This is a genomic window from Qipengyuania sp. B-5, assembly GCF_056857815.1.
The window spans coordinates 46,163-71,246 of the sequence record NZ_JBSXNU010000042.1 but is presented as its reverse complement, the minus strand read 5'-3'; the positions used below and the strand labels follow the sequence as shown (position 1 = coordinate 71,246).

At 60.7% G+C, this 25,084-nt stretch carries 27 protein-coding genes; 17 read left to right on the top strand and 10 right to left on the bottom strand.

Annotated elements, in window-relative coordinates; genetic code table 11:
* Positions 1-11 precede the first annotated feature (11 nt).
* From AC13CE_RS07305 to AC13CE_RS07295, 3 genes are read left to right on the top strand one after another with little or no spacing between them, the layout of a single operon-like run.
* A complete protein-coding gene (locus AC13CE_RS07305) occupies positions 12-1,949 on the top strand; it encodes a lytic transglycosylase domain-containing protein (protein ID WP_482972028.1) in 1,938 nt (645 codons plus the stop codon).
* Positions 1,950-1,972: 23 nt separating this feature from the next.
* A complete protein-coding gene (greB, locus tag AC13CE_RS07300; RefSeq protein ID WP_482972027.1) occupies positions 1,973-2,452 on the top strand; it encodes a transcription elongation factor GreB in 480 nt (159 codons plus the stop codon).
* Positions 2,445-2,936, top strand: coding sequence for an invasion associated locus B family protein (locus AC13CE_RS07295; protein ID WP_482972026.1), 492 nt, complete (start codon positions 2,445-2,447; stop codon positions 2,934-2,936). Before greB ends, AC13CE_RS07295 begins: the two co-directional genes overlap by 8 nt.
* A gap of 60 nt (positions 2,937-2,996) precedes the next feature.
* Here AC13CE_RS07295 and AC13CE_RS07290 read toward each other — a convergent pair whose 3' ends face one another.
* Positions 2,997-3,653, bottom strand: a complete 657-nt coding sequence (locus tag AC13CE_RS07290; protein ID WP_221541275.1) for an outer membrane protein — start codon at positions 3,651-3,653, stop codon at positions 2,997-2,999.
* A gap of 297 nt (positions 3,654-3,950) precedes the next feature.
* On the opposite strand from AC13CE_RS07290, the gene rlmN reads away from it, so the two are divergent.
* Together rlmN and AC13CE_RS07280 are read left to right on the top strand one after the other, a co-directional pair.
* Complete coding sequence (gene rlmN, locus AC13CE_RS07285) at positions 3,951-5,201, top strand: dual-specificity RNA methyltransferase RlmN (protein WP_221541276.1); 1,251 nt, start codon at positions 3,951-3,953, stop codon at positions 5,199-5,201.
* The gene (locus AC13CE_RS07280) at positions 5,198-5,512 is read left to right on the top strand and encodes a methyltransferase domain-containing protein (protein WP_482972025.1); all 315 of its coding nucleotides are present in this window, start codon (positions 5,198-5,200) and stop codon (positions 5,510-5,512) included. The genes rlmN and AC13CE_RS07280 overlap by 4 nt, the downstream gene beginning before the upstream one ends.
* Here the strand turns inward: AC13CE_RS07280 and AC13CE_RS07275 are convergent.
* Positions 5,497-6,443, bottom strand: a protein-coding gene (locus AC13CE_RS07275) for an IS630 family transposase (RefSeq protein ID WP_482972024.1) whose coding sequence is annotated in 2 segments (ribosomal slippage) — positions 5,497-6,107 and positions 6,107-6,443 — 948 coding nt in all. Because the reading frame shifts where the segments join, the coding sequence is not laid out codon by codon here. The genes AC13CE_RS07280 and AC13CE_RS07275 overlap by 16 nt on opposite strands.
* 2 nt (positions 6,444-6,445) lie before the next feature.
* Between AC13CE_RS07275 and AC13CE_RS07270 the strand changes: the two genes are divergently transcribed.
* The 6 genes from AC13CE_RS07270 to AC13CE_RS07245 all read left to right on the top strand — a co-directional run bounded on the left by AC13CE_RS07270 (position 6,446) and on the right by AC13CE_RS07245 (position 10,291).
* Complete coding sequence (locus tag AC13CE_RS07270; protein WP_482972023.1) at positions 6,446-6,844, top strand: hypothetical protein; 399 nt, start codon at positions 6,446-6,448, stop codon at positions 6,842-6,844.
* Positions 6,841-7,491 (top strand): MOSC domain-containing protein, encoded by a 651-nt coding sequence (locus AC13CE_RS07265; protein WP_482972022.1) that lies wholly within the window; start codon positions 6,841-6,843, stop codon positions 7,489-7,491. The genes AC13CE_RS07270 and AC13CE_RS07265 overlap by 4 nt, the downstream gene beginning before the upstream one ends.
* 126 nt (positions 7,492-7,617) lie before the next feature.
* Complete coding sequence (locus AC13CE_RS07260) at positions 7,618-8,016, top strand: glycine zipper 2TM domain-containing protein (protein WP_473822070.1); 399 nt, start codon at positions 7,618-7,620, stop codon at positions 8,014-8,016.
* A gap of 109 nt (positions 8,017-8,125) precedes the next feature.
* The gene (locus AC13CE_RS07255) at positions 8,126-8,896 is read left to right on the top strand and encodes an SDR family oxidoreductase (RefSeq protein WP_482972021.1); all 771 of its coding nucleotides are present in this window, start codon (positions 8,126-8,128) and stop codon (positions 8,894-8,896) included.
* Complete coding sequence (locus AC13CE_RS07250) at positions 8,893-9,564, top strand: cytochrome b/b6 domain-containing protein (protein WP_482972020.1); 672 nt, start codon at positions 8,893-8,895, stop codon at positions 9,562-9,564. The genes AC13CE_RS07255 and AC13CE_RS07250 overlap by 4 nt, the downstream gene beginning before the upstream one ends.
* Positions 9,554-10,291 (top strand): molybdopterin-dependent oxidoreductase, encoded by a 738-nt coding sequence (locus AC13CE_RS07245; protein ID WP_482972019.1) that lies wholly within the window; start codon positions 9,554-9,556, stop codon positions 10,289-10,291. Before AC13CE_RS07250 ends, AC13CE_RS07245 begins: the two co-directional genes overlap by 11 nt.
* A 2-nt stretch (positions 10,292-10,293) precedes the next feature.
* On the opposite strand, the gene AC13CE_RS07240 is transcribed toward AC13CE_RS07245, so the two are convergent.
* On the bottom strand, positions 10,294-10,731 hold the full coding sequence (locus tag AC13CE_RS07240) for a DUF1801 domain-containing protein (protein WP_482972018.1): 438 nt from the start codon (positions 10,729-10,731) through the stop codon (positions 10,294-10,296).
* 88 nt (positions 10,732-10,819) lie between these two features.
* Between AC13CE_RS07240 and AC13CE_RS07235 the strand changes: the two genes are divergently transcribed.
* The gene (locus AC13CE_RS07235; protein WP_482972017.1) at positions 10,820-12,109 is read left to right on the top strand and encodes a class I SAM-dependent methyltransferase; all 1,290 of its coding nucleotides are present in this window, start codon (positions 10,820-10,822) and stop codon (positions 12,107-12,109) included.
* Between the two features lie 3 nt (positions 12,110-12,112).
* Here AC13CE_RS07235 and AC13CE_RS07230 read toward each other — a convergent pair whose 3' ends face one another.
* On the bottom strand, positions 12,113-12,601 hold the full coding sequence (locus tag AC13CE_RS07230; RefSeq protein WP_221541285.1) for an MgtC/SapB family protein: 489 nt from the start codon (positions 12,599-12,601) through the stop codon (positions 12,113-12,115).
* Between the two features lie 133 nt (positions 12,602-12,734).
* On the opposite strand from AC13CE_RS07230, the gene AC13CE_RS07225 reads away from it, so the two are divergent.
* Together AC13CE_RS07225 and AC13CE_RS07220 are read left to right on the top strand one after the other, a co-directional pair.
* Positions 12,735-13,949 (top strand): argininosuccinate synthase, encoded by a 1,215-nt coding sequence (locus AC13CE_RS07225; RefSeq protein ID WP_482972016.1) that lies wholly within the window; start codon positions 12,735-12,737, stop codon positions 13,947-13,949.
* 948 nt (positions 13,950-14,897) lie between these two features.
* Positions 14,898-15,410 carry a septal ring lytic transglycosylase RlpA family protein gene (locus AC13CE_RS07220; protein ID WP_482972015.1) on the top strand — a complete coding sequence of 171 codons (513 nt, stop codon included), beginning with the start codon at positions 14,898-14,900 and terminating at the stop codon, positions 15,408-15,410.
* 22 nt (positions 15,411-15,432) lie between these two features.
* Here the strand turns inward: AC13CE_RS07220 and AC13CE_RS07215 are convergent, their stop codons facing one another.
* The 5 genes from AC13CE_RS07215 to AC13CE_RS07195 all read right to left on the bottom strand — a co-directional run bounded on the left by AC13CE_RS07215 (position 15,433) and on the right by AC13CE_RS07195 (position 18,157).
* Positions 15,433-16,074: a TIGR02466 family protein gene (locus AC13CE_RS07215; RefSeq protein ID WP_221541288.1), complete on the bottom strand. Its 642-nt coding sequence runs from the start codon at positions 16,072-16,074 to the stop codon at positions 15,433-15,435.
* Between the two features lie 88 nt (positions 16,075-16,162).
* The gene (locus AC13CE_RS07210; protein ID WP_482972014.1) at positions 16,163-16,600 is read right to left on the bottom strand and encodes a CHRD domain-containing protein; all 438 of its coding nucleotides are present in this window, start codon (positions 16,598-16,600) and stop codon (positions 16,163-16,165) included.
* Positions 16,601-17,021: 421 nt separating this feature from the next.
* Entirely contained in the window at positions 17,022-17,252 is a 231-nt protein-coding gene (locus tag AC13CE_RS07205) for a hypothetical protein (RefSeq protein ID WP_482972013.1), read from the bottom strand.
* The gene (locus AC13CE_RS07200; protein WP_482972012.1) at positions 17,245-17,409 is read right to left on the bottom strand and encodes a hypothetical protein; all 165 of its coding nucleotides are present in this window, start codon (positions 17,407-17,409) and stop codon (positions 17,245-17,247) included. The genes AC13CE_RS07205 and AC13CE_RS07200 overlap by 8 nt, the downstream gene beginning before the upstream one ends.
* Positions 17,410-17,542: 133 nt before the next feature.
* Entirely contained in the window at positions 17,543-18,157 is a 615-nt protein-coding gene (locus AC13CE_RS07195) for a response regulator transcription factor (RefSeq protein WP_482972011.1), read from the bottom strand.
* A gap of 236 nt (positions 18,158-18,393) precedes the next feature.
* Between AC13CE_RS07195 and AC13CE_RS07190 the strand changes: the two genes are divergently transcribed.
* Positions 18,394-19,134, top strand: coding sequence for a helix-turn-helix transcriptional regulator (locus AC13CE_RS07190; protein WP_482972010.1), 741 nt, complete (start codon positions 18,394-18,396; stop codon positions 19,132-19,134).
* Positions 19,135-19,182: 48 nt separating this feature from the next.
* Here AC13CE_RS07190 and uvrA read toward each other — a convergent pair whose 3' ends face one another.
* A complete protein-coding gene (uvrA, locus tag AC13CE_RS07185; protein WP_482972009.1) occupies positions 19,183-22,149 on the bottom strand; it encodes an excinuclease ABC subunit UvrA in 2,967 nt (988 codons plus the stop codon).
* Positions 22,150-22,645: 496 nt separating this feature from the next.
* Here uvrA and AC13CE_RS07180 point away from each other — a divergent pair, with 496 nt between their 5' ends.
* Positions 22,646-23,578, top strand: a complete 933-nt coding sequence (locus AC13CE_RS07180; protein ID WP_482972008.1) for a hypothetical protein — start codon at positions 22,646-22,648, stop codon at positions 23,576-23,578.
* Positions 23,575-24,963, top strand: coding sequence for a YadA-like family protein (locus AC13CE_RS07175; RefSeq protein ID WP_482972007.1), 1,389 nt, complete (start codon positions 23,575-23,577; stop codon positions 24,961-24,963). Before AC13CE_RS07180 ends, AC13CE_RS07175 begins: the two co-directional genes overlap by 4 nt.
* The last annotated feature ends 121 nt before the right edge of the window (positions 24,964-25,084 follow it).

Sequence of the window (25,084 nt, the reverse complement as noted above, 5' to 3'; positions counted from 1 at the left end):
GGAAAACTTATTTGTCACTCGCACTTATGGCTGGCACCGCGCTTGCCATGCCCGTCGCCGCGCATGCGCAAACGCCGACCAGCTGGCCGGATCAGGGTAATTCGCTGGTCGCCCAGCAGCCGACGCGGATTTCGCAAGCGATCGGCCAGTGGGAATATCTAACCAAGACCGACAATCTCGGCTTCGCACAGTATGCCGGCTTCATTACTGACTATCCCAATTTCCCGAAACAGGATCTCTTGCAGCGTCGCGCGGAAACTGCGCTGGATCGTGATGCGGTAACCCCGCAAGCTCTGGTCCAGTTCTTCGACGCGCATCCGCCGATCACCAACAGTGCCAAGGCCCGCTATGCGCTTGCACTGGCGGCAATGAACCGTCCCGAAGCCACCGAGCTGGCGCGCGAAGCATGGCGTGGGGGAACCATGAGCGGTCCTGCCGAGGCATATATGCAGGGCCTGTTCTCGCAGAATCTTTTGCCCGAAGACCACGATGCGCGAATGGATGCTCTGCTGTGGCAAGGTAATCTAGAAGCCGCCACGCGCCAGATCGTGCGGGTTTCGCCGACATACCGATCGATGGCGCAGGCCAGGCTGGCCCTTCTTCAGGGCAGCACGCCAAGCCAGGCCGGGCTGCCAGTGCCCGACGGTGCGCTCAACGACAGCGGCTATGTTTACAATCTCGCCAGATTCTATCGTAGCAATGGCCAGCTGCCTTCGGCGATCAATCTTCTTTCGACTCGGGCCGACTTCTCCTCGCCAGCTTTCGAAGCAGCAGATTTCGTGAGTGAAGCACTCCGCGTGGCCCAGGGCGCCGATGCTCGGAGCGCGGTAAACATCGCGTCGAAGGTGGACGATCTCTTCGCACCCGGAACGGATGTTTCGGAGGGTTCATTTACACTTAGAGACAAATACACCGACCTCATGTGGCTGGGCGGCACGAAGGCGCTTTGGTCGCTTGGGGACGGCGCGCGCGCCGCGCCACTGTTCTATCGCTACGGGACCGGGGCGAAGACCCCCCTTACCCGCTCCAAGGGATTTTACTGGGCAGGCCGCGCTGCAGCGCGCGCTGGCGATCGTGCCGAAGCCCAGAGATATTGGACCATGGCGGCAGATTATCCCGACTATTATTATGGCCAACTCGCCCTCAGCGAACTGGGCAGACCCCTGCCCGCTTTCGAGCCGGTTCTGACGACTGGAATCGATGCGGATGCCCGCCTGGCCTTCCAGGCCGAGCCACTGACGCTTGCACTGCGCGATATTGCGCGCAACCGGCGCGACTGGCGCACCGAGCGCGCTTTCTTCGAAGCCATTGCCGAGAATGCCGATACGCCCACCGAAATGGCTCTTGTCGCAGAGCTGGCGCGGGAGACCGGCCTCAATGAAATGGCGGTGGTTGCAGGAATGGTAGCTGGAGAAACCGGCGTAATCGGCTTCGAGCGCCTCGGTTTCCCGACCGTCTCGACCCATGCGGGCGCGAACTGGACAATGGTCCACGCCATCGCTCGCCAGGAAAGCGAATTCGATCGTACGCGAGTCAGCCATGCCGGTGCTCGCGGGATGATGCAGTTGATGCCGGGTACTGCTCGCGAAGAAGCGGGCAAGATCGGCATGCAGTACATGTCCGCGAATCTTACCGAAAACCCAAGCTACAATATCCGCCTCGGCGACGCGCATTTCGCCCGACTGATGGATCGGTACAACGGTGCCTATCCGCTTGCGATTGCCGCTTATAATGCTGGCCCGGGCCGGGTGAATGAATGGTTGCGTCTGAATGGCGATCCGCGCACTGGCGTGGTCGACTGGGTGACCTGGATCGAGCAGATTCCGTCCAATTTCGAGACGCGCTATTATGTGATGCGCGTTATCGGAAACGCAGTTTCCTATGCCAATATGAATCCGGACAAATCGTCGGCTGCCCAAAAGGATATCCGGCATTACCTTCCGAGCTGACATGCGCTAGGAACTTGCCCGTCATGGAGGGCAAGACCAATCCGATCACGCCTGCAGGCTATGCCGCGCTGAAAGCGCGCTACAATCACCTGCTCGGCACCGAACGACCTGAGATCGTAGAGATAGTCAGCTGGGCCGCAGGTAACGGTGATCGAAGCGAGAATGGCGACTATCTCTACGGTCGCAAGCGCATGCGTGAGATCGACCGCGAGCTTGGCCATCTGGCGCGGCGGATGAAAGCCGCGCGAGTGCTCGCACCGCAAGACCAACCGGACAAGGACCAAGTGTTCTTCGGCGCGACGGTAATCGTCGCCGACGAGGACGATATCCGCCGGGAACTGACACTGGTCGGCGATGACGAGCAGGATGCAAGCCGGGGGCGCATCGGCTGGTCCAGCCCGCTTGCTCGCGCACTCAAAGGTGCCCGTGTAGGCGACCTTCGCACTGTCCACCTGCCATCAGGCGACAAGGAATGGGAAGTGCTTGCGATCGAATATGCGTAGGTATGCGGCCATCGGTTTAGCCCTCGCCGCGATTGTGGCGGGTCCGCTGTTCGCTAAGGACAGCCTGGGCGTCTTTTCTACCTGGGCGGCATTTCGCGATGCATCGGTGCCCCGGTGCTATGCCATTGCAGAAGCCGAAACGAGCCAGCGGCAACGCGATTTCCAGCCTTATGCGACTATCGGCACCTGGCCTGCAAGGCGGATCCGCGGACAGGCGCACTTCCGCCTGTCACGGGCGCTAGGTGAAAATCAGCGCGTTACTCTACGGATCGGCCAAGCCAGTTTCGTGCTGATTCCGGGCAAGGCAGATGCCTGGGCGAAAGATACCTCGATGGACAGAGCAATTGTGGCTGCCATCAGGAACGCCCAAACCATGACAATATATGCGACAGATGCACGTGGTCGCCATTTTTCGGACAGATACCCGCTGGCAGGAGCCGCATCAGCCATCGATGCCGCAGCGCTCGCCTGCATGCGTCGCTGATATAGAAAGGCCGGGAGCAGCGATGCTCCCGGCCTCTGTTTGCGTGGATGCGAATAGCGCTTAGAAACGCATACCGAACCCAGCCATCACCTGGTGGCGATCAAGGTCGATTTCCCCGAGATCGACATCCGGCGCATCGCCTTCGTAATCGATTTCAGCATCCGAATAGTTCGAGTAACGGTATTCGACCTTGGCGAAGGTGTTACCGCTCAGAGCATATTCAACGCCTGCGCCTACTCGATATCCATCGGTATCGATATCGGCGCGATACTCGGTATTACCGCTTGCCGATCGGATATCATAGGTCGCGTTGGTGTAACCGCCCTTGGCATAGACCAAAAGGTCGTCATTCGCCTTTACGCCGATGCGAGCGCCAGCGTAGAGGTCGCGACCTGCGGAGACGTTGCCAATGCCGAACGTCTCTACATCACCATCGTCATATTCTACTTCTGCGGTCGAACCGGCGTATTCGCCTTCGAGACCAAGCACGACGCCGCCGGCGTCGTAATCATAGCCCAGGCCAACGCCATAACTGACGCCTTCGATCGATTCGTCGTTTTCGCCCTCGATATCCTGGCTGCTACCTGCCTGGCTGACATCGTAACCGGCAAGGGCTTCTACGCGGAAGCCATCGAAGTTCTCGCTATCCTGCGCCATCGCAGGAGTGGCAACGGCAAGCATCGAACCTGCTACGAGAAGGGCTGAGGTGGTTTTCATTTTTTCGAACTCCGTTTTGTTGTCCGCGATCTTCATATCCGACCGCGTGGACCTTCAGAACGGAGCGAAAGCGGGATCAGTTTCATGAACGCTGCACAACAAGAAAGCGTGGTTTTTTAGCCACATAATCCGCGATGAAACGACATTTTCCAGCGACGAATTGTGCGGTGCAAAAAATGTCGACGAATGGAATTGCAAAATCCACTAACGGCGGAACCCAGTGACATGTCCGGAATTGTTCCGTCCCTTCGCTCAGGCTTTCAATTCATTCCGAATTTACCTATATGCGGGGCTCCCATGGCAGATACGATTTTGATGAGCATTCCCGGGCAAATCGACCCGGTTCCCGTCGCGCGTGATATAACGCCGCGCGATGACGGCCGCGTGGATCTCATCGGCTTGCCGAAAGACCGTATACGCGAACTTTTCGCAAACGCGGGACTGGAAGCCAGACAGGCCAAGTTGCGTGCGAAGCAGGTGTTCCACTGGCTATATCATCGCGGCGTGACGGAATTCGAAGCGATGACCGATATCGCCAAGACCATGCGCCCGTGGTTGGCGGAGCGCTTCGTGATCGGTCGGCCCGAAGTCGTCGAAGCGCAGCATTCGACCGACGGAACCCGCAAATGGTTGTTGAAGACAGCCGACGGGCACGAGTTCGAAATGGTCTTCATTCCTGATGCGGATCGCGGGACGCTGTGCGTATCGAGCCAGGTAGGTTGCACGCTGAATTGCCGCTTCTGCCACACGGGCACGATGAAACTTGTCCGCAACCTGACACCGGGAGAAATAGTCGGTCAGGTCATGCTGGCACGCGATGCCTTGGGTGAATGGCCCAAGGGATCCATGGCCGGTCTCGACGATGTGGAAGACAGCGCCGAATATACGTCCGATGGTCGTTTACTCACCAATATCGTGATGATGGGCATGGGCGAACCGCTTTACAATTTCGACAATGTGAAGAGCGCGTTGAAGCTGGTTATGGACGGTGACGGTCTTGCCCTGTCCAAGCGCCGCATTACGCTCTCGACCAGCGGCGTCGTCCCCATGATGGATCGCTGCGGCGAGGAAATCGGCGTGAATCTTGCGGTCTCACTACACGCGGTGACGAAGGAAATCCGCGACGAAATCGTTCCGCTGAACAAGAAATACGGCATCGAAGAATTGCTGGCAGCCTGCGCGGCCTATCCGGGTGCAAGCAATGCCCGGCGCATTACCTTCGAATACGTCATGCTGAGGGACAAGAACGATAGCGACGAGCATGCCCGCGAACTCGTCCGGCTCATCAAGCAGTACAAGCTGCCCGCCAAGGTCAACCTGATCCCCTTCAACCCGTGGCCCGGCGCAGGCTATGAATGCTCGACGCCCGAACGGGTGAAGCGCTTTTCCGATATAGTGTTTGAAGGCGGTATTTCCGCCCCTGTGCGAACTCCGCGTGGTCGGGACATCGATGCTGCGTGCGGCCAACTCAAAACCTCTGCCGAAAAGAAAAGCCGGGCACAGCGTGATCGTGAAGCCGCTGAGGCAATAGAGGTCGCTCCCGCGTGAGCGCCGACGCGGCGACGATCGCCTACTATGAGGCGAACGCGCCGCGCTATACATTGAGCTTCGGCCAAGCCCCTAGCCGCCATCTGGACACATTTCTCGACCGCCTGGAACCCGGTGTCCCCATCCTGGAACTCGGATGCGGCGGTGGACGCGATTCAGCGCGAATTATCGAACGTGGCTTCGCTCTCGATGCAACCGATGCAGTCCCGGCCATGGTGCGCAAGGCAAATGAGCGCTTTGGTGTAGGTGCACGGGCCATGCGCTTCGACGAACTGCAGGCTAGAGCGTTTTCCGATCATTCTGGTTCATAGCCGCACGAGCTGAAGTAGTTGGCGCATTCGCCTGGTTGGAAGATGTCGACGAGCCTGCCGATCAGGTCCCAAAGGCCGCTGACAGTTCGCTCGCCTGCTTTGCGGAGCATGGCCTTGAGACGTGAGAACGCCTTTTCGATCGGATTGAAGTCGGGACTGTAGGGCGGCAGGAAGCGCAGGGTTGCTCCCGCCGCCTCGATCCGCTCGCGCACGGCAGCCCGCTTGTGGCTCGACAGATTGTCCATGATGACGATGTCGCCGGGCCGTAGTTCGGGCACGAGCACCTGGGCGACATAGGCTTCGAACCAGTCGCCGTTGATAGGACCATCGAGCACCATCGGTGCGACCATGCCGGTCATGCGAAGTCCCGCCACCAGTGTGGTGGTTTTGCGATGGCCGTGCGGGAAGCCCATCCGCAGGCGCTCGCCTCTGGCACATCGGCCGTGGCTGCGGGTCATGTTGGTCGCGGTCCACGTCTCGTCGATGAACACGAGGCGCTCCGGCTCCAGATCGAGCTGGCCGTCGAACCAGTGCCGACGCTGCCTCAGGACGTCAGGACGGTCCTGCTCGATCGCGTGGCCGGTCTTTTTTTGCGCGTGATGCCGTGGCGGGCGAAGAACCGCCATAAGGTGCCGATCCCGACGCTGATCCCGCGTCCGGCAAGACCGGACTGGAGCTCGGCAAGCGTAATGTCGCCTTGCTCCTCCAGCATCGCCATGATCTGCTCGGCATGAACATCCGTCTTCGACGAACGCTGGTCACCGCCAGGCTTCCTGGCAACCGCGCGACCATGCTCCCGCGCCAGTTGGTGCCAGCGGATCGCGCTCGACACACTCACTCCGAACCGCGCCGCAGCACCGCGGCGGCTCAGGCCGCCGTCAATCGCCGCGACGACCCGATCACGCAAATCCTGCGATAGTGCTTTGGCCATCCGTGCTGGCCTCCTCCACCAGCCCGGATTCTGAATCAGAACTCCCGCGCCAAGGGAATCCCTGTCGATTCAGCCGCTGTGGAAAACGCTCTAAGGAAGAGTATGATGCAGTCTGGGCGCACGCTTGTCTGTTGCATGTTGCCCGTCGCGATCTACCCGAAGTGCTCGGTGCGATCTATTGTGCTTTGAAGCCTGGCGGTCTGCATTTTGCCAATTACAAACTGGGCGATAGCGAGGGCCGCTGCTTGTTGGGACGGCTGCATAACTTCCCCGATCCCGAGTGGATCGAAAGCACCTATCGCGGCGCCGGTTTCGAATTACTCGAAACCGAAATCTATCGTGGTAAAGGAGCCGATGGAACAATGCGCAACTGGATCGCTCTGACGGTGGCGCGGCCGTGAGCGAAGGCGCGATCGTCCATGCATTATGCGTAGGCCAGCCAGCTCCTTTGGCCGATGGCAAGATCAGTTCGATCGACAAGCACATCGTGGACGGCCCGGTCAGAATCGACCGGATGGGCCTTGAAGGCGACACCCAGTCGGATCGAAAACATCACGGCGGCGAGCATATGGCGGTCCATGTCTATGCCGCCGACCACTATCCCTCTTGGCGCCGTGAAATTCCCGATGTCGACCGCCTGGCCTTACCCGGGGCTTTCGGTGAAAACCTCTATGCAGAAGGGCTTACCGAGTCTCAGGTCTATATTGGTGATCGCTATCGTCTCGGTACCGCTCTTCTCGAACTCAGCATGGGTCGTCAGCCCTGCAGCACACTCGAAAGGCATTTCCGTCGCAAAGACATGGTTCGCCGGATTATCGCCAATCGGCGCTGCGGCTGGTATTTCCGCGTGATCGAAGAAGGAGAAGCGACGGCAGGCGACCGCATCGAACTGGTCGAGCGATTCCAGACCCGGTGGAGCGTGGATAAAGCTTTCGGCCTGCTTTTTGATCCGAAGCGCGATTTCACGCCATCCGAAGTGCGCGATCTGCTTTCGATCCGGCGACTCGGGCCGCAATGGCAAGCCAAGCTCGAGGCGAAATTGCGCTGAGCTGCTCGGCTCATCCGATTGTCCCACACAGTTTATCGCTAATTTCGAGCTAATCGCATCCGTTCATCCGCGGTTGTATTCCGCTGCGCAATCTAGTCGCCAGAGACCTGATAAAGGGGACATATAATGAAAAAATTCACAATCGCATTCGGCGCTGCTGCTCTGGCTTTGACCGGAGTAGGTACCGCAACACCGGCGGCGGCCGATCCGCCTCCCTGGGCCCCTGCCCATGGCAAGCGCGCCAAGGACCGGGCCTACCATCATCGCATCTATGACGACCGCGGCTATTACGTGCAGCCTCGCCGCATCTCCCGCAATAGCTACATGTGGCGGGGCCGCGACGGTCGTTACTACTGCAAGCGCGACAATGGCACCACCGGCCTCGTAATCGGTGCTGGCGTAGGTGCGCTTGCCGGCCATGAACTTGCCGGTCGCGGCGACCGCACGCTCGGAGCGATCCTTGGCGGCGCCGTTGGTGCAGTTGTCGGCCGCGAGATCGACCGCGGAAGCCTCCGCTGCCGGTAAGACCCGGATCCGAAACTCGCTATTCCCGGCGTCGTCACCCAGCGGTGGCGGCGCCGTTTGCATTCCTGCAGCTTTCCTTCGGCAAATGCAGTGTTATGGTCTCCCTTGCATGAGGCAGGAAAGACCTTCGGTGCTCGTAACGGGCGGAGCCAAACGCATCGGCGGGGCCATCTCCCGCATCTTCGGCGAATCAGGATGGCACGTCGTCATCCATTATAATTCCTCCGGACACGCCGCCGAGACACTCGCCGGCGAGCTTCCCAGCGCAGAGACCATCGAAGCCGATTTATCCGATACCGGTGCGGGGATCGCCATGGTCCGCAACCTCGCAGCCAAACTCCCGGATTGGCGCGCTCTGGTGAATTGCGCATCCATATTCGATCCCGATGATGTGACTGCGCTCGATCTCGAAACGAACGAACGCGCTATGCAGGTCAATGCCCGCAGTCCGGCAAGCATGGCTCAGGCCTATCTGGCACATGCAAAGTCCAGTGCAGGGCGCAGGGTCATCCAGATAACCGACCAGAAACTCACCAATCCGAACCCGGACTTCTTCAGCTATACCATGAGCAAATACGCGCTCGATTCCACTATTGCCATGCTTTCCATGGGCGCGGCCGGACCGGACGACCGCGTATACGGCCTTGCCCCTGGAGCAATTCTCGCCAGCCATGACCAGAGCGACGAAGAAGCAGAAATCTCGCACAGGATGAACCTGCTCGGACGGCGGACTTCCGCCAAAGAAGTAGCTGAAGCCGCATTGTTCCTTGCAGAAGGGCATCTAGCGAGTGGCCAGACCCTCTTCGTCGATAGCGGACAGCATCTGCTGCGTCAGCGCCGCGATGTCATCTACCTTGCACGGGAAGTCGCAGAGGCATGAAGCGCCACAGGCTCTCGACCCGGCTTTGGCACTGGATCAATCTCGTTTGCGTCGTCGTGCTGTTCATGTCGGGACTGACGATTTCCAACGCGCATCCTCGCCTTTACTGGGGTGCCTGGGGCTTCGCACCCGAGCAGGCCTGGCTCATCGTGCCGCGCTTTCCCGACTGGATGACCATCCCCGGATACTACAGTTTAGCCGTGGCTCGCGACTGGCATATCCTCATGGCCTGGCCCTTTGCGCTCGGCTTGCTCTTCATGTGGATGGCCATGCTGCTGAACCGGCATTTCAAACGTGACATTGCCACTTCCGGCAAGGAGTGGAAGCCCGCTGCGATAGCCGCAGACATCAAAGCCCATCTCAGGCTCGATTTCGACCACGGCCCAGGCAAGTACAACTTCCTCCAGAAGCTCGCCTACGGGCTGGTTCTGGGCGTCTTCCTGCCTATGATGGTATTCACCGGAATTGCCATCAGCCCCGGGATGGAGCCCACTTTCGGCTGGCTCGTCGAAATTCTGGGCGGGAGGCAATCGGCGCGCAGCCTGCATTTCATCTTCGCGTTCGCAACATTGGGGTTCTTCATCGTCCATGTCGTGCTGGTGCTGCTGGCAGGCCCGTTCGGCCAGATACGCGACATGATTACCGGAGGGCGCAGCCATGAGGCGTAGGGGATTTCTCGCCGCTCTCGGGGCCGCCTTCGTCACCGGCTGCAACAAGGTGGCTGAAACGAACGCCGGGTCGAAACTGCTCGGCACTGCAGAAAAATGGCATCAAGGCGCCCACCGATTCCTGACCGACCGCAAGGCGCTGGCCCGCGAATATCCGCGTAGTGCCATCTCGCCATACTTTCGTGGCAATGGCTCCATCGATCCGCAGAACGGGGATTACCCGCAGCAAGCAGCCGAAAACTTCGCCAACTGGCGGCTCGAAGTTCGCGGGCTGGTCGAAAACCCCATGACCCTCAGTCTCGATAATATCCGCCGCCTTCCCCAGCGCACACAGGTAACGCGCCACGATTGCGTGGAAGGTTGGAGCGCGATCGGCGAGTGGACCGGGCCGCAACTCTCGGTCCTGCTCGATGCAGCCAAACTCAGGCCGGAAGCCATGTTCATCGTCTTCCGCTGCGCCGACAATCTGAATGGTGCAGACTATTACGAGAGCGTCGACCTGATCGACGCCTATCACCCCCAGACCATCGTGGCCCATCAGCTCAACGGCGAGCCCCTGCCGATCCACAACGGTGCGCCGCTGCGCATGCGGATCGAGCGGCAACTGGGTTATAAACACGCCAAATATCTCACCGCCATCGAGGCCGTCGCTAGCCTCGAAGAAATCGGCGAAGGAAACGGCGGCTATTGGGAAGACCGCGGCTATCAATGGTATGCGGGAATCTGACGCTACTCGGGATAGATGCGCCCCATCGCCTCCCAGTCGTTGCGCAACAGCTCCTCGAGCACATCCATATCCACATCGGAGAGTTTGTTGACGTAAAGACAGCTCTTGCCGGTTTTGTACTTACCTACTTTCTCCAGCAGTTCGTCACGCCGTTTTCCGGCGATCTCGTCGCAATATCCGCCCATCAGATAGAGTGAATGTTTGGCTTTGCGCGGACTGAAGCCGCTGCGCAACCAGTGGACATCGCGGCCGCTGGCATAGGTCGTGCGGTATTCGCCATAGCCGATGATACTCGGCCCCCACATCTTCGGCCGTTCGCCCGTGACCCTGCGGAACATCGCGTCCAGGACTTTGGCTTCCTCGCGCTTCCGTTCAGGCTCCACGCCTTCGATGAAGGTTGCGGGATCGACAGCGGTGATCTGGATCTTGGGCTCTGCCATTGCTGCAATCCTAGCACCCGATTGACTTGCGACAATCCCGTGTCATGGTCCCGCGGGATGATCGGTGTGAAGGGGACAGTTTAAATCAATGTGGCTGCTCGACAAATTTCTCAAGTCTGCGGTGAAACACGGTCGTCTGATCGTTACCGATCATGACGGCAAGACCTACGAATACGGAACCGGCGATGCGGGCGAGCCGCCAATCCATATCCGCCTGACCAACAAGAAGGCCGCCAATCATATCGCGCGCTATCCCCAAATGGGCGCGGGCGAGGCGTTCATGTGGGGCTGGCTGCTCGTGGAAGAGCCGCACGATATCCGCGACCTCATCCTGTTTGTCACCCAGCAAGCGGGCCGCCCCGGCGATCAGCGCCTCAAACCCAAGGGCGTGCTCCGCCGGAACGCCCAGAGACTTATCGCCAAGGCCGACAGCATCAACCTGCGCGGCAAGGCAAAGAAAAACGCCGAACACACCTACAATCTTACCCGCCGCCTTTACGAGCTCTTCCTCGACGAGGACCGGCAGTACACCATGGCCTATTACCGCGAGGATCCTGAAAACACTTCGCTCGAAAAGGCGCAGCTCGACAAGAAGGCTCATCTCGCGGCCAAAATGTATATCAAGCCTGGCCAGCGCATTCTCGACATCGGCTGTGGATGGGGCGGCTTCGCGCTTTACCTTGCACGACATTACGATGTGGAGGTCCACGGCGTCGCCCTCGCCCCCGATCAGATCGCCTTCTGCAAGGAGCGTGCGGAAGAGGCGGGCATGGCTGACCGGGTCAAGTTCTCGCTCACCGACTATCGCGACGTGCAGGGCCAGTTCGACCGGATCAGTTCGGTCGGCCTGCTCGAACACGTCGGTACGCCGCACTACCCGCAGTTCTACGAACACACCAACCGCCTGCTCAAACCCGACGGCGTGATGATGAGCCACTGCTGCGGGCGTGCAGGCCCGCCCGGCTTCACCGACGCCTGGACCCGCACCTATATCTTCCCCGGCGGCTACATCCCCGCCCTGTCCGAACTGGTAAGCGAGAGCGAGAAGCATGGCTGGCAGGTAATGGACGTCGAAGCGATGCGCTTTCACTACAGCCACACGCTGGAGGAATGGTACAACCGCACCGTCATGCACCGCGACGAGATCGTGGATATGTACGACGAGACTTTCTACCGCATGTGGCTCTACTATCTTGCCGGCGCCGAACAGAGTTTCCGCCATGGCGACATGGTCAACTGGCAGCTGATCTATGTGAAGGACCGCAGCGCCATCCCTATGACGCGGGAGTGGATCATGGAAGAGAGCGCAAGGTTGCGGGCTGCGGACGAAGGCAATGTGCCCGACTGGCACCTGGCGCCGAGCGAAGCGGCGGAGTAATCGTCAGCCCTCCCTGCCCTCATCCTCTTTGCCTAGCTTGCGATCCCTGCCCTTCGGCTCGACCAGCCGCAGCAGGGTCAGCATGATCACACCGATCACAAACGCTATAGCTACTAGTGGCCATTGTGCGGCCCCGCAGGCTATGCCGATAACCGCCGCCAGCCACAGATGCGCGGCGGTGGTGAGGTTGTGCACCTGCCCCTTGCTGAACACGATCAGTCCCGCGCCGATGATACCGATGAAAGCGCCCGCCGCCTCGTAGATACGCAGCGGGTCGGCGCGCACAGCATCAAGCGTGTTGAAGAGTCCGAGCGCCGAAACAGTCATCGCTGCAGCGGAAAAGCAGATCAACCCGTGGGTCCGCATTCCCGCGGCGTGGCCTCGCAATTCGCGATCCAGCCCCAGCAGTAGGCCGATAATGGCGGCGATGCCCAGCCGCGAGAGCAGGTCATAGTCCAGCCATTCCATCAGGACCGGGTCGTTCAATTCCATCGTGCTGCCTTCCTTCCCCTGTGGCACAAAGCGCGTCAGGTGCCGGAAGGTTTCCGACCTCCAAACGCTTCTTGATTGCGTACCGGCCCGCCCCCCTGCTAGCGGCGCGGCGACTTCAACTAAGGTGTTGCCCATGTCCGATCTAAAGCGTGTCGTCCTTGCCTATTCGGGCGGCCTCGATACTTCCGTCATCGCCAAATGGCTCGAGGTGGAGCGCGGGCTGGAGGTGGTTACCTTCACGGCCGACCTTGGACAGGGCGAGGAAATTGAGCCTGCGCGCGAGAAGGCGCGCGCCATGGGTATTCCCGACAAACACATCTTCATCGAGGATCTGCGCGAGGAGTTCGTGCGCGATTTCGTTTTCCCGATGATGCGCGCCAACGCACGCTATGAAGGCGATTACCTGCTCGGCACATCGATTGCACGACCGCTGATTTCCAAGCGCCTCGTCGAGATCGCGCATGAAACGGGGGCCGATGCCATTGCGCACGGCGCCACCGGCAAGGGCAACGATCAGGTGCGTTTCGAACTGTCTGCCTATGCGCTCGATCCAGATATCAAAGTAATTGCCCCATGGCGCGAATGGGATTTGAACAGCCGCACCGCCCTGATCGCCTGGGCCGAGGCGCACCAGATCGCCGTGCCCAAGGATAAACGTGGCGAGAGCCCCTTTTCCACCGATGCGAACCTCCTGCACACATCGAGCGAGGGCAAGGTGCTCGAGGATCCGTGGCAGGAAACGCCGGATTACGTCTATTCGCGCACCGATCACCCGGAGGATGCGCCCGACACTCCTGAATATATCGAGATTGGCTTCGAGAAGGGCGATGGCGTCTCGCTCAACGGAGAAGAGATGAGTCCGGCGACGCTGCTGGCAGCGCTGAACGATCTCGGCCGCAAGCATGGTATCGGTCGGCTCGATCTGGTCGAGAATCGCTTCGTTGGTATGAAGAGCCGCGGCATGTATGAAACGCCGGGGGGCGAAATCTACGCCCGCGCGCATCGCGGGATCGAGCAGATCACACTCGATCGCGGGGCGGCGCATCTCAAGGACGAACTCATGCCGCGCTATGCCGAGCTGGTGTATAACGGCCTGTGGTTCAGCCCCGAGCGCGAAATGCTGCAAGCCGCGGTCGATCTCAGCCAGGAGAAGGTAAGCGGCACCGTTCGGCTGAAGCTCTACAAGGGCAATGCAATGGTGGTGGGTCGCAAGTCTGCAAATTCGCTTTATTCCGAAGCGCATGTCACCTTCGAGGACGATGCAGGCGCCTATGACCAGAAGGACGCGGAAGGCTTCATCAAGCTCAATGCCTTGCGCCTGCGACTGCTTGCCAAACGCGATCGGTAGAAAATTACCCTGCAGCTTGACATGAAAGCGCAAGATTACGCGGCAATACTGATTGGCATTCCGGAAATTCGCGACGAACCGTTAACTTATCCACTCTCCTCCACAGCGAAATGCGGGGAAAGTGGATAAGTCGGCACTTGCCAGCTTGAAGAATCGGCGCAGCAGGCGCAGCTTCAACTTATCGGAACGGCGAAGAAAGCTTCCGGTCTGGGCGGTCTAACGACTTGAAAGACATTGGAAATTCGGAACCGGGAAGACGCAGCGGAACCTGTCCGCGTGCCTCTTGAGACCCTCATGCAAAGGAGCTTGCTCCGGCGCAAGACGGGCCGATGACGGAAGTACGAAGGTGTTCTGTTGTGAGCATGGCCTACCCGGCCGGATGCCGATGGTGGCGTCGTATAAAGGTCTTCGGACCGGAAGGCGATGTAACCGTTCGAGGTACCGGCCATCAACGGAAAGCCAGGCTGCGGAACCGCCCGTTGAAGCGCGGCTGGGCCAGGCAAGCGAGTGATTGCAAAATCATGACGCGGCCGAACCGGGCCGAGTGGAGGGTAGATCCGGATGCCGGTGCGAGCGCCGGTGATAGAACCGGAAGTGAAGTCTTCGGATGGATCGGAAGGGAAAACATCGGATGCCAAGTCTGCGTCCCTTGAACTTAGGTTGAAGGAACACGGCCACGCATCGGTGAGAGTGGGGTCGGCAGCGATGCCGGCCCCATTTGCTTTCTGCCACAGTGTTTATCTACCACATTGTCAAAGAGCGCGCGCCGAATAGGGATTCGGCCAGTTGTGGTGCCGTGGCATGGCACCCCCAAGATGCAGTAGGAAAGCCTCTTCTTTCCCGAACTCACGACGAAACGTGGCCAAATCGGGGCAGCCGCCCGAACCGTTAACGACTCCGCCTGCCAGCTTCTCTATAGCCTCCTGAACCGAACGGGAGGTCCAGATCATGGCCAAACGCGCGCTTCGCAGCATAGTGTTTCTTGCAGCCCTGGCGCTGCCCGGCACCGCCGGTCATTCTCAAGGCAACGAGGGCACCGCCTTCGTCCAGCCCACATTCTCCGGCCAGTTCGCACCCTATAGCGAGTTGCCCGACGCGCCCGAGCCGGGCACCGAAGCGGTCGACCTCCAAACATTCGACCCTCCGATCGAGGAAGCGCCTGCATCCACTTCGCTCGGCAGCGGTGTCGCCTCCTATTACGGGAAGCGTTTTCACGGCCGGCCAACCGCCAGTGGCGAGCCGTTCGATATGCACGCTTACACGGCCGCGCATCGCACTCTGCCTTTCGGAAGCCGCGTCCAGGTCACCAACCCCTCCACCGGCAAGACGGTCGTCGTCCGCATCAATGATCGCGGGCCCTTTACCCGCGGCCGCACGATCGATCTCAGCCGCCGCGCCGCCGAAGACATCGGCCTGATCGCCCGCGGACACGGCACCGTCGAACTGGCGCTGCTCGACTGAGGGTTTCCCTACTTGAGGGTCGTTAGAGCTTCAGTTCGCTGACATCGCGGAAGTTGCCGATCTTCCCGCGGGGGAAAGTGTTGAAGGCGATCGAATACCGGTTTTCCTGCGACTGGTTCGTTTCCACGAAGTGCAGGATGGAGCTGGAGAACAACACCAGATCACCCTGCTTGGGCACCACGGCATTGCGCTGGGTGTTGTAGATATTGGTCTTCGCCGGATCGACCTCCATCTCGATTTGCCGATATCCATTGGTTCGTTCGAACACCATGTTGCCCGGCGGATCGGGCATGGGTGCGTAATAGAGCGAGCCCGACACCAGCGAGTTCGAGTGCGTATGCGCATGCATTCCGACGCCCGGCGGGTTCATCAGCGCCCAGCTCTGCGTTACGTCGAGCCGGTGCGCGATCCCCATCACCTCCTGCGCGAAGGTCGCCAGCGCCTCGTGCACCGCTTTCTTCACGCTTCTCAGCTCGGGTCGGTCGAAGAGGTAGAGATCCTTCGAGATGTGGTTCATCTGGTTCTCGATCATCTCGACCGACTTGATGAACTCCACCTGCTTCGCACTGATCGCATCGCCGATGTTGGTGACGAAGTAGGGCTCTGCGAAGAGCGGCTTCACGGTAAAGTCGCGCGCGGCGGCGGATTTGGCGGCAGTGGCCATGAATGCATTCCCCCTGATTGCAGTCCGCGGGTTTCCTAACCCCGCAGCGCGCCGCGGTTCAAGACCATCGCTCCAATGCTCCCCCGCCCTAATTGTCCTTCAGCTGTCCGCGCACGGCGCCTTCGGGGTGGGCGGCGGTGTGGATGTCGACGTAGTGATCCTCGGGTGAGCGCAGCATGGCCGCGATCGTGCCCGGGTCCACCGCCACGCAGACCTCGTCCATCTCCGCCATCTCCAGCGTCACCAGTTCGGCGCCGGTGGAGCCGCGCTTGCCCCTGTGGATATGGGCGGCGGTGACATCTCCTCCGATGCCGTCGGCCTCGAGATAGTAGCACAGCTCCCCGCTGGCGCGGATGTAGATGCCGTTGAAGTCCCCGGTTGCACGTTCGCCCGCGCCGCCGCCTTCGACTTCCACGCCGAAGAGGTTGGCTGCGAGCAGATCGTCACCCTGCGCCCCCGCCGGAGACACCGGCAGTGCCGCGAGTGCGAGCGAGGCGGCCAGGGCCGCGTTGCGCATGTTGGGCATTTGCAGTCTCCTTTCCCCGGGGCCTTGGCCCGAAGAAGGAGTCCGACATAGGGACTCGGCCCCGATGGGGTCAGTGTAAACCTGTTGTCGGAAAAGGGAAATGCGCGCCGGTGGGAGGTCGCGGCGGCCGGCGAACCGCCATCATGCGAAGGCTCAGCGCGAGCGGCGCGCGAGCCATTCGCCAACGGGCCACGCGATTGCGAGGCACACGATTATTGCAATGAGAATTGTAAGCCAGTCCGACATGGGTGCGATCTCTAATGACAAGGCGAAAGCGGGGCGAGCAGCCTCTTCCAGTTACCGAGAAGCCCCGGAGTCGGCACGGCAATGCCCGTTATCTAGCATGGCCGCGCCCACAGGTCGAATCCATGCAGGCGGGGACACGCCCTGCCCCACGCCGCTCACGCCCCGCCGCGCGGGATCACTCCTCCTCTTCCTCCGGCGGCGGCGCGTGTTCCTCCACCACGCGCCAGTACCCGCCGGCACCGCGCTCGTAGAAGGCATAGCCCTCGCCATAGCGGTACCAGTCCTCGTCCCCCGCCTCATAGGCCGCCATCTGGCACAGCTCGACCTCACGCGGCTCGCCCAGCAGATAGGGATCGGGCGCATCCATCGGCCGCTCCTGCTCCATTTCCGCCAGCAGCTCACGCACTCGCGGGTGATGCGGGCACTCGCTGCATTCGGGCCAGCGCGGGGAATTGCGCGCGGGCGACGCATTGGGCGACGAAATCCTCGTCCAGCTTCCGGTCGACCTCCGCCCCGATCTCGTCACGGTTCGAAAAGCCGAAGGCGACGAGAAAGCCGATCACGGCCGCGACCAGGAATACCAGCTATTTCATCGCACATGCCCTCCACGCATCGCTGGACGAGATTGCGGCGACGTTAGGCCGGAGGGGTTAAAATCGGGTTCGTGCGGCCTGCCCCGCCGCCGCGCGCCCACGCTCAATGATAGGCGGGCGGGACTTCCGGCAGCTTGAGTTCCAGCGCCAGCCGCACCGCGCCGATGGCGTTGCGGACCTTCAGCTTGGACAGGATCTTGGTGCGGTGGACCTCCACCGTGCGCGAGCTGATGCCGAGTTCGCTGGAGATCATCTTCGACGATGCGCCGCTGGCCAGCCGGTTGAGCACTTCGCTTTCGCGTTCGGTCAGCGTGCGGATCAGTTCGAAGGCTTGTTCGCGCCGGATACCTTCCTTGAACAATATATCGCAGCTATCCCCGATGGAGGAGAGCGTGCTTTCGAGCTGCGCCTGGTCGCAGGGCCAGTCGAGATAGGTCATCACGCCGCAGCGGACCGTTTCCACCACGCGCTGGGCGGTGGGCGACGGGCTGAAGGGGATGATCGGATAGAAGATGCCGCGTTCGCGGATGAACTCGATCGCGCGGGCAAGCTGCCCTTCGTGATCGGCCACGAAGATGGCGCATTCATCAGGCCAGGCCTCGCCCACCTCCTCCAGCCGGGTGACGGGAAAGGCATAGCCCAGCGCGGACAGCGCACGGCTGAGGCCGTTGGCGCGACCGGAATCGGCATCGACGACGATGAAATTGGATACGGACATGGTTGCGAGCCCCCCGGCCAAGATTATTTTCACGCGGCCCCAGTTTTTTTGCAGGTGTCCCGCGCAGCTCGATATGTCCATGAAAACTACGTCTTTTCAATTAGGTGAACAGTCATCCGATCGGGTGTCATCCGGTTGGATGACGCCTGTGCGGCGCGGCGACGGCGTTAATGTCCCGTACCGGCGGGAACCATGCGCCGGAAAGGGGGCTGTGACGGTAGGGGAAGAGTAAGAAAATGACCCCATATCGGGCGCATCTGGCAGCGAGGGAGCCTATGCACGAGACCGGGATATTCAGCGAGATCGACCAGGCGAAGTGTCCTGTGGAGCTATTGACGACGGTGAGCGGATTCTATGCCGATCACGGTTTCCATGCCGTCTGCTATGTGCTGCCGTCGCTGTCGGAACCCGGCCAGTTCCAGATGTTCGAACGCGGCATGCCCGAGGAATGGATAAAGCGGTATCTCGAGATGAATTTCTCGCTGGTCGATCCGATCCCCAGCTATGTGATCGAAACGGGCGAGGTGGATACGCTCCACGGCATTCTGGAGAAGGTCGATGTTACCGAGACACAGCGGGTTTATCTCGACGAATTCTACAGCTCGGGCGTGACCGACGGGCTGGGCATGCCCACCCACGGCCGGACCCACGCGCGCGGCTTTTTCGGCATCGCCCAGGTGAGCGACGAGGATCTTGCCGCGGCCGACAGGTCGCTGATGCACGCGGTGGCCCAGCATGCGCACTGGAAGTTCGAGCAGCTGGGGGTGGATGCGGGCAAGGAGGTGTACCACCTCTCGCCGCGGGAGCGCGAAATCCTGAAGTGGGTGGCCGCCGGCAAGACCAACCCCGACATCGCCACCATCCTCGGCATCGGCATGCCCACCGTGGCCACGCACCTGAAACGCATCTTCGCAAAGCTGAGCGTTCACGACCGCGTGTCGGCCGTGCTGATGGCGCACAAGCTGGGCATGGTCTGATCCCCGGGCCGGCGGGCGTGCCGGAACGGGGGGTGGGGCCTGACCGCCCTACTCCGCCGCCTCGCGCTGGCGCTTCGCCTTCTTCGCGGGCGCGGGGGCCCCTTCGGCGCGTTCCAGCATCGGTTTGAGGTAGTGCCCGGTAAAGCTCTCCGCCACTTCGGCCACCTCCTCGGGCGTACCCTCTGCCACGACCTTCCCGCCCCGCACCCCGCCGCCGGGGCCGAGATCGAGGATGTGGTCGGCGGTCTTGATAACATCGAGATTGTGCTCGATCACCACCACCGAATTGCCCTGGTCCACCAGCCGGTGAAGCACTTCGAGCAGCTTGCGGACGTCCTCGAAATGCAGGCCCGTGGTCGGTTCGTCGAGGATGTAGAGCGTCTGCCCGGTGCTGCGCTTGGACAGCTCCTTCGCCAGCTTCACCCGCTGCGCCTCGCCGCCTGACAGCGTGGTCGCCTGCTGGCCGACCTTGACGTAACCCAGCCCGACCTCGTTGAGCATGTGCATCTTGTCGCGGATCGGGGGGACGGCCTTGAAGAAGCCCTCCGCATCCTCGATCGTCATGTCGAGCACGTCGGCGATGGAGAGGCCCTTGAACTTCACCTCCAGCGTTTCGCGGTTGTAGCGCTTGCCGTGGCATTCCTCGCAGGTGACGTAGACGTCGGGCAGAAAGTGCATCTCGATCTTGATCAGCCCGTCGCCCTGGCACGCCTCGCAGCGGCCACCCTTGACGTTGAAGCTGAAGCGCCCGGGCTTGTACCCGCGCGCCTGGCTTTCCGGCAGGCCTGCGAACCAGTCACGTATCTGGGTGAAAGCGCCGGTATAGGTCGCCGGATTGGAACGCGGCGTGCGCCCGATGGGCGACTGGTCGATCTCGATCACCTTGTCGCAATATTCGAGGCCGGTGACCTTGTCGTGCGCGCCAGCAACCACGCGCGCGCCGTTCAATTGGCGAGCGGCGGAGGCATAGAGCGTGTCGATGGTGAAGCTCGACTTGCCGCTGCCCGAAACCCCGGTGACGCAGGTGAAGGTGCCGAGCGGGATCGAAGCGGTGACATCGGTGAGGTTGTTCGCCCGTGCACCGTGGACGGTGAGCTTGTGCCCGTTGCCCTTGCGGCGCTTGGCCGGAACCTCGATCGCACGGCGGCCGGTGAGATAGGCGGCGGTGAGCGACTTCTTCGACTTGAGCACCTGTTTCAGCGTGCCTTCGGCCACCACCTCGCCCCCATGGACGCCAGCGCCGGGCCCCAGATCGACGACGTAATCGGCAGCGCGGATCGCATCCTCGTCATGCTCCACCACGATCACCGTATTGCCGAGATCGCGCAGGCGCTTCAGCGTTTCCAGCAGCCGGTCGTTGTCGCGCTGGTGCAGGCCGATACTGGGCTCGTCGAGCACATAGAGCACGCCCGAGAGGCCCGAACCGATCTGGCTGGCGAGGCGGATGCGCTGGCTTTCCCCGCCGCTCAGCGTGCCGCTGGTCCGGTCGAGATTGAGGTAATCGAGCCCGACATTGTCGAGGAAGCCCAGCCGCTCGTTGATTTCCTTGAGGATGGCGCGTGCGATCTGCTGCTGCGTGTCGCCCAGCTGATCGGGCAGCGCGAGGAACCAGTCCTTCGCATCGGCGACGCTCATCTTGGTGGGGGTGGCGATGTCCGTGGCGTTCACACCTTGGCCGATCTTCACCGCCAGCGCCTTTTCATTGAGGCGCTTGCCATTGCAGGTCTCGCATGGCTGCGCGGTCTGGAACTTGGCCAGCTCCTCGCGCATCCAGGCGCTTTCGGTCTGCAGCATGCGGCGGTTGAGATTGCCGATCACGCCTTCGAACGGCTTCTTCACCGTGTACTGCTTGCGACCGTCCTTGAAGGTGAGCGGGATCGCGCGTCCTTTGGTGCCATAGAGGATGATGTCGCGGATTTCGCTGTCGAAATCCTCCCACGGCGTGGTGAGATCGAACTCGTATTCCTTCGCCAGGCTGGCGAGCACCTGCATGTAATAGGGCGATGGCGGGTTGCTCTTCGCCCAGGGCACAACTGCGCCCTTTTTCAGGCTCAGCGCTTCGTTCGGCACAACCAGCTGCGGATCGAACAGCTGCTTTTCGCCGATCCCGTCACAGGTCGGGCAGGCCCCCTGCGGCGCGTTGAACGAGAACAGCCGCGGCTCGATCTCTTCGATGGTGAACCCGCTGACCGGACAGGAAAAGCGTTCGGAGAACACGATGCGGTTGGCGGGAATGCCCGCACCTTTCATCGCGCCGCCACCTTCTGTTTCGCCCTCGCGGCCCGGCACCACGCCATCGGCCAAGTCCACATAGGCAAGTCCGTCAGCGAGCTTGAGCGCCTGTTCGAAACTGTCGGCCAGCCGCGTCTCGATGCCTTCCTTGACCGCGAGCCGGTCGACCACGACTTCGATGTCGTGCTTGAACTTCTTGTCGAGCGCGGGCGCTTCCTCGATCGGATACATTTCGCCGTCGATACGGACGCGGGTAAAGCCGGCCTTCTGCCATTCGGCCAGTTCCTTGCGGTATTCGCCCTTGCGTCTGCGCACGACCGGCGCGAGCAGGTAGAGCCGCGTGCCTTCGGGCAACGCCATCACCCGGTCGACCATGTTGGAGACCGTCTGTGCCTCGATCGGCAGTCCGGTGGCGGGAGAGTACGGCACCCCCACCCTCGCCCACAGCAAGCGCATGTAATCGTAGATCTCGGTGACGGTCGCCACGGTCGAACGCGGATTGCGGCTGGTGGTCTTCTGCTCGATCGAGATAGCGGGGCTGAGCCCGTCTATATGCTCGACATCGGGCTTCTGCATCATCTCGAGGAACTGGCGCGCATAGGCGCTGAGCGATTCCACGTAGCGCCGCTGACCTTCGGCATAGATCGTATCGAAGGCGAGCGAGGATTTGCCCGAGCCGGAAAGGCCCGTGATCACGATCAGCGCATCGCGCGGCAGGTTGATATCGACGCCCTTGAGATTATGCTCCCGCGCGCCGCGGACAGAGATTTTGGTAAGTGCCATGAAGGAAGCGTGTTCCCGAATTGTTCGCCTGGGTCAAGGGAGGTCGTTCACGACCGATACCAATTCGGCATCGATGCCCTTCCCGGTTGCTTCACAAATAGGCACCCACTCCCCGATTGCAAAGGCGTGGGGCGAAGACAGATCCGAACGCCGGGAGAATATCGAAACTGACGGTACTTCGACCGGCAAATGTCCGTAAATAAGATCATACCTCTAATTAAATATAACATTTGATTTAGGTATCATAACCTAATTTACAAAATCCACAAAGTACCTTTTGATTACTGCTGAGAATTATAAGTCACAAATAGACGTATAAGCTTAAGCAGGAGGTCTTTTAGTGATGATCCATAACACTTTTCGTGCAACCGGGGTCAGTACACTGGCCCTGAGTCTTGTAGTGGTCGGTGGAACGGCTACTGTCACTCCGGCGCAAGCCCAAGAACTACAGCCGGTCGTGGATGTCTGTTCCGGAATCACCTTGCCCAGATCTGCGGTGACCGAAGTAATTGGAGCGGTAAACGAGCCGATCGTGAATCAAATTGAGACGACGGTAAACGATATCACGACCATAACGCTGATCTTGGCACCGCTCGCAACGATTACCGATCTCGACATCGACCTCAGCTCGATCCTGGCGGATGCAGCGGAAGGCGATCCCATCAGCCTGCAGATACTCGACACCGAAGGGAACGTCATTACCGCTTCGGACGACTGCAATATTACGGCTGACAATCTCACGCTCGACGAGGAAGGCGGTATCGAGATTGGTGGCAACCGGGTTTCCGGTCTCGGGGCCAACGGACAGGTGGCTTCGGCAGGCGAAGTCGATGCCATTGCATTCGGCAACAATGCCAGCACGGCGGTTGGCGCCACGGGCGCGGTCGCCATCGGCACCGATGCTTCCGTGACTGCCGCGAACAGCGTGGCCCTGGGAGCGGGGTCCGTGGCCGATCGGGCCGACACCGTTTCGGTGGGTGCTGTCGGTGCCGAACGCCAGATCGTCAATGTAGCCGATGGAACGGCGGCCACCGATGCTGCGACAGTCGGTCAGGTCGATGCATCCATCGCCGCCGCAACGGCGGATGCGGTCCAGTACGATGACGCAAGCCATGGTTCGGTCACGCTCGATGGCGCATCGGGTACGCTGGTGACCAATGTCGCAGAGGGCGCTGTCTCCGCCGGTTCGAGCGATGCGGTAAACGGGTCGCAACTGTTCGCCACCAACGAGGCAGTGGGTACCAATGCCGATGATATCGCCACACTCGATGGACGGGTCACCGTCAATGAGGGCGATATTACCGCTATCGATGGTCGTGTTACCGTGAACGAGGGTGAAATCGCGGCAATAGACGGACGGGTCACCGCAAACGAGGGCGATATCGCGGCGTTGCAGGACAATATAACGATGCCACCCAGGCGAGTGTGACGTTGGGCGGCGCTGGTGGCACCACGATCACCAATGTCGCACCGGGCGCCCTGGATGCGACCTCGCCCGATGCCGTCAATGGATCCCAGCTTTTTGAAACCAATCAGGCAGTTTCGGCGCTTGATGGACGGGTAACGCAAAACGAAGCCGATATTGCCGACAATTCTTCGGCGATAGCCGATCTCCAGACGGACGTTGGCGATATCCAGGTGACCGTGGGTGAGTTCGACGGACGGATAACCCAGAACGAGAACGACATTGCCGATCTCGACGGGCGGGTCACGGTGAACGAAGGCGATATCGCCGATCTGGATGGTCGTGTAACCGTCAACGAGGGCGATATTATCGATCTCGACGGACGTGTCACGACCAATGAAGGAGATATTGCCGCGATCGACGATCGGGTCACCGTAAACGAGGGCGACATCGCTGCAATCGACGACCGGGTCACTGTAAACGAAGGAGATATCGCCGCAATCGATGACCGGGTCACCGTGAACGAGGGCGACATCGCTTCGATCGACGACCGGGTTACCGTCAACGAAGGCGACATCGTAAACCTCGATACCCGCGTCGAAACGAATACGACGAATATTACGGACATCCAGATCCAGCTCGCCAACGTACCGGTCACTTACGTTTCGGATGCGGACGGCACCACGCCCAGCGATGTGCCGACCTATACTGCGGCATTCGTAGGTGCCAGCGGGGGAGCCGTAACGGTTACCAATGTGGCGGCAGGGACGCTTTCCGCGGATTCCACCGAGGCCGTCAACGGAAGCCAGCTTTTCGAGACGAACCAGAACGTGGCGCAAAACGCAGCGGATATCGAAACGATCAACAACAACCTGTCCGGCAGCACGGTCGTAGCCGTGCAATATTCGGATCCCGACGATCCGACCGTGAGCAATGGCGGCACAGTTACTAACGACGTCACCCTTGTCGGGGCCGATGCAAGCGCTCCGGTCAGGCTGCACAACGTTGCCAACGGGATGGCCGCTACCGATGCGGTCAATCTGGGCCAGCTCCAATCGGGGCTGAATAACGTCATGGAGCAAACGATGGGGTATACCGACCAGCGTTTTGCCGAGGCAATCGAGTATACGGACCTCCGAGTTGCTGAAATCGGCTTCGATCTGGCCGAGCTGCGCGAGGATGCATTCTCGGGAACTGCGGCTGCGATGGCCATGTCGAGCATTCCCCAGGCGATCGAAGCCGACCGCTCCATGGTCGGCGGGGGAATCGGCCATTATCGGGGCGAAACCGCTTTCGGCTTCGGCTATTCGCGGGCGTTCAACGATGGCCGCGGGGTTGTCAAAGTCTCCGGCACTCTCGACACCCACGGGAAAGGTGGCGTGGCCGCCGGCGCGGGCTTCTCTTTCTGAGAACGGTGAAACTGTGAAACTCTCCGGCGGCGGTATTTACCGCCGCCGGAATACGTCTGCATCCGGAGGCAGGGCTGCCGCCTGAAGCCCGCAGTCCGCCTGCCATGCGTTGTGCACGGAC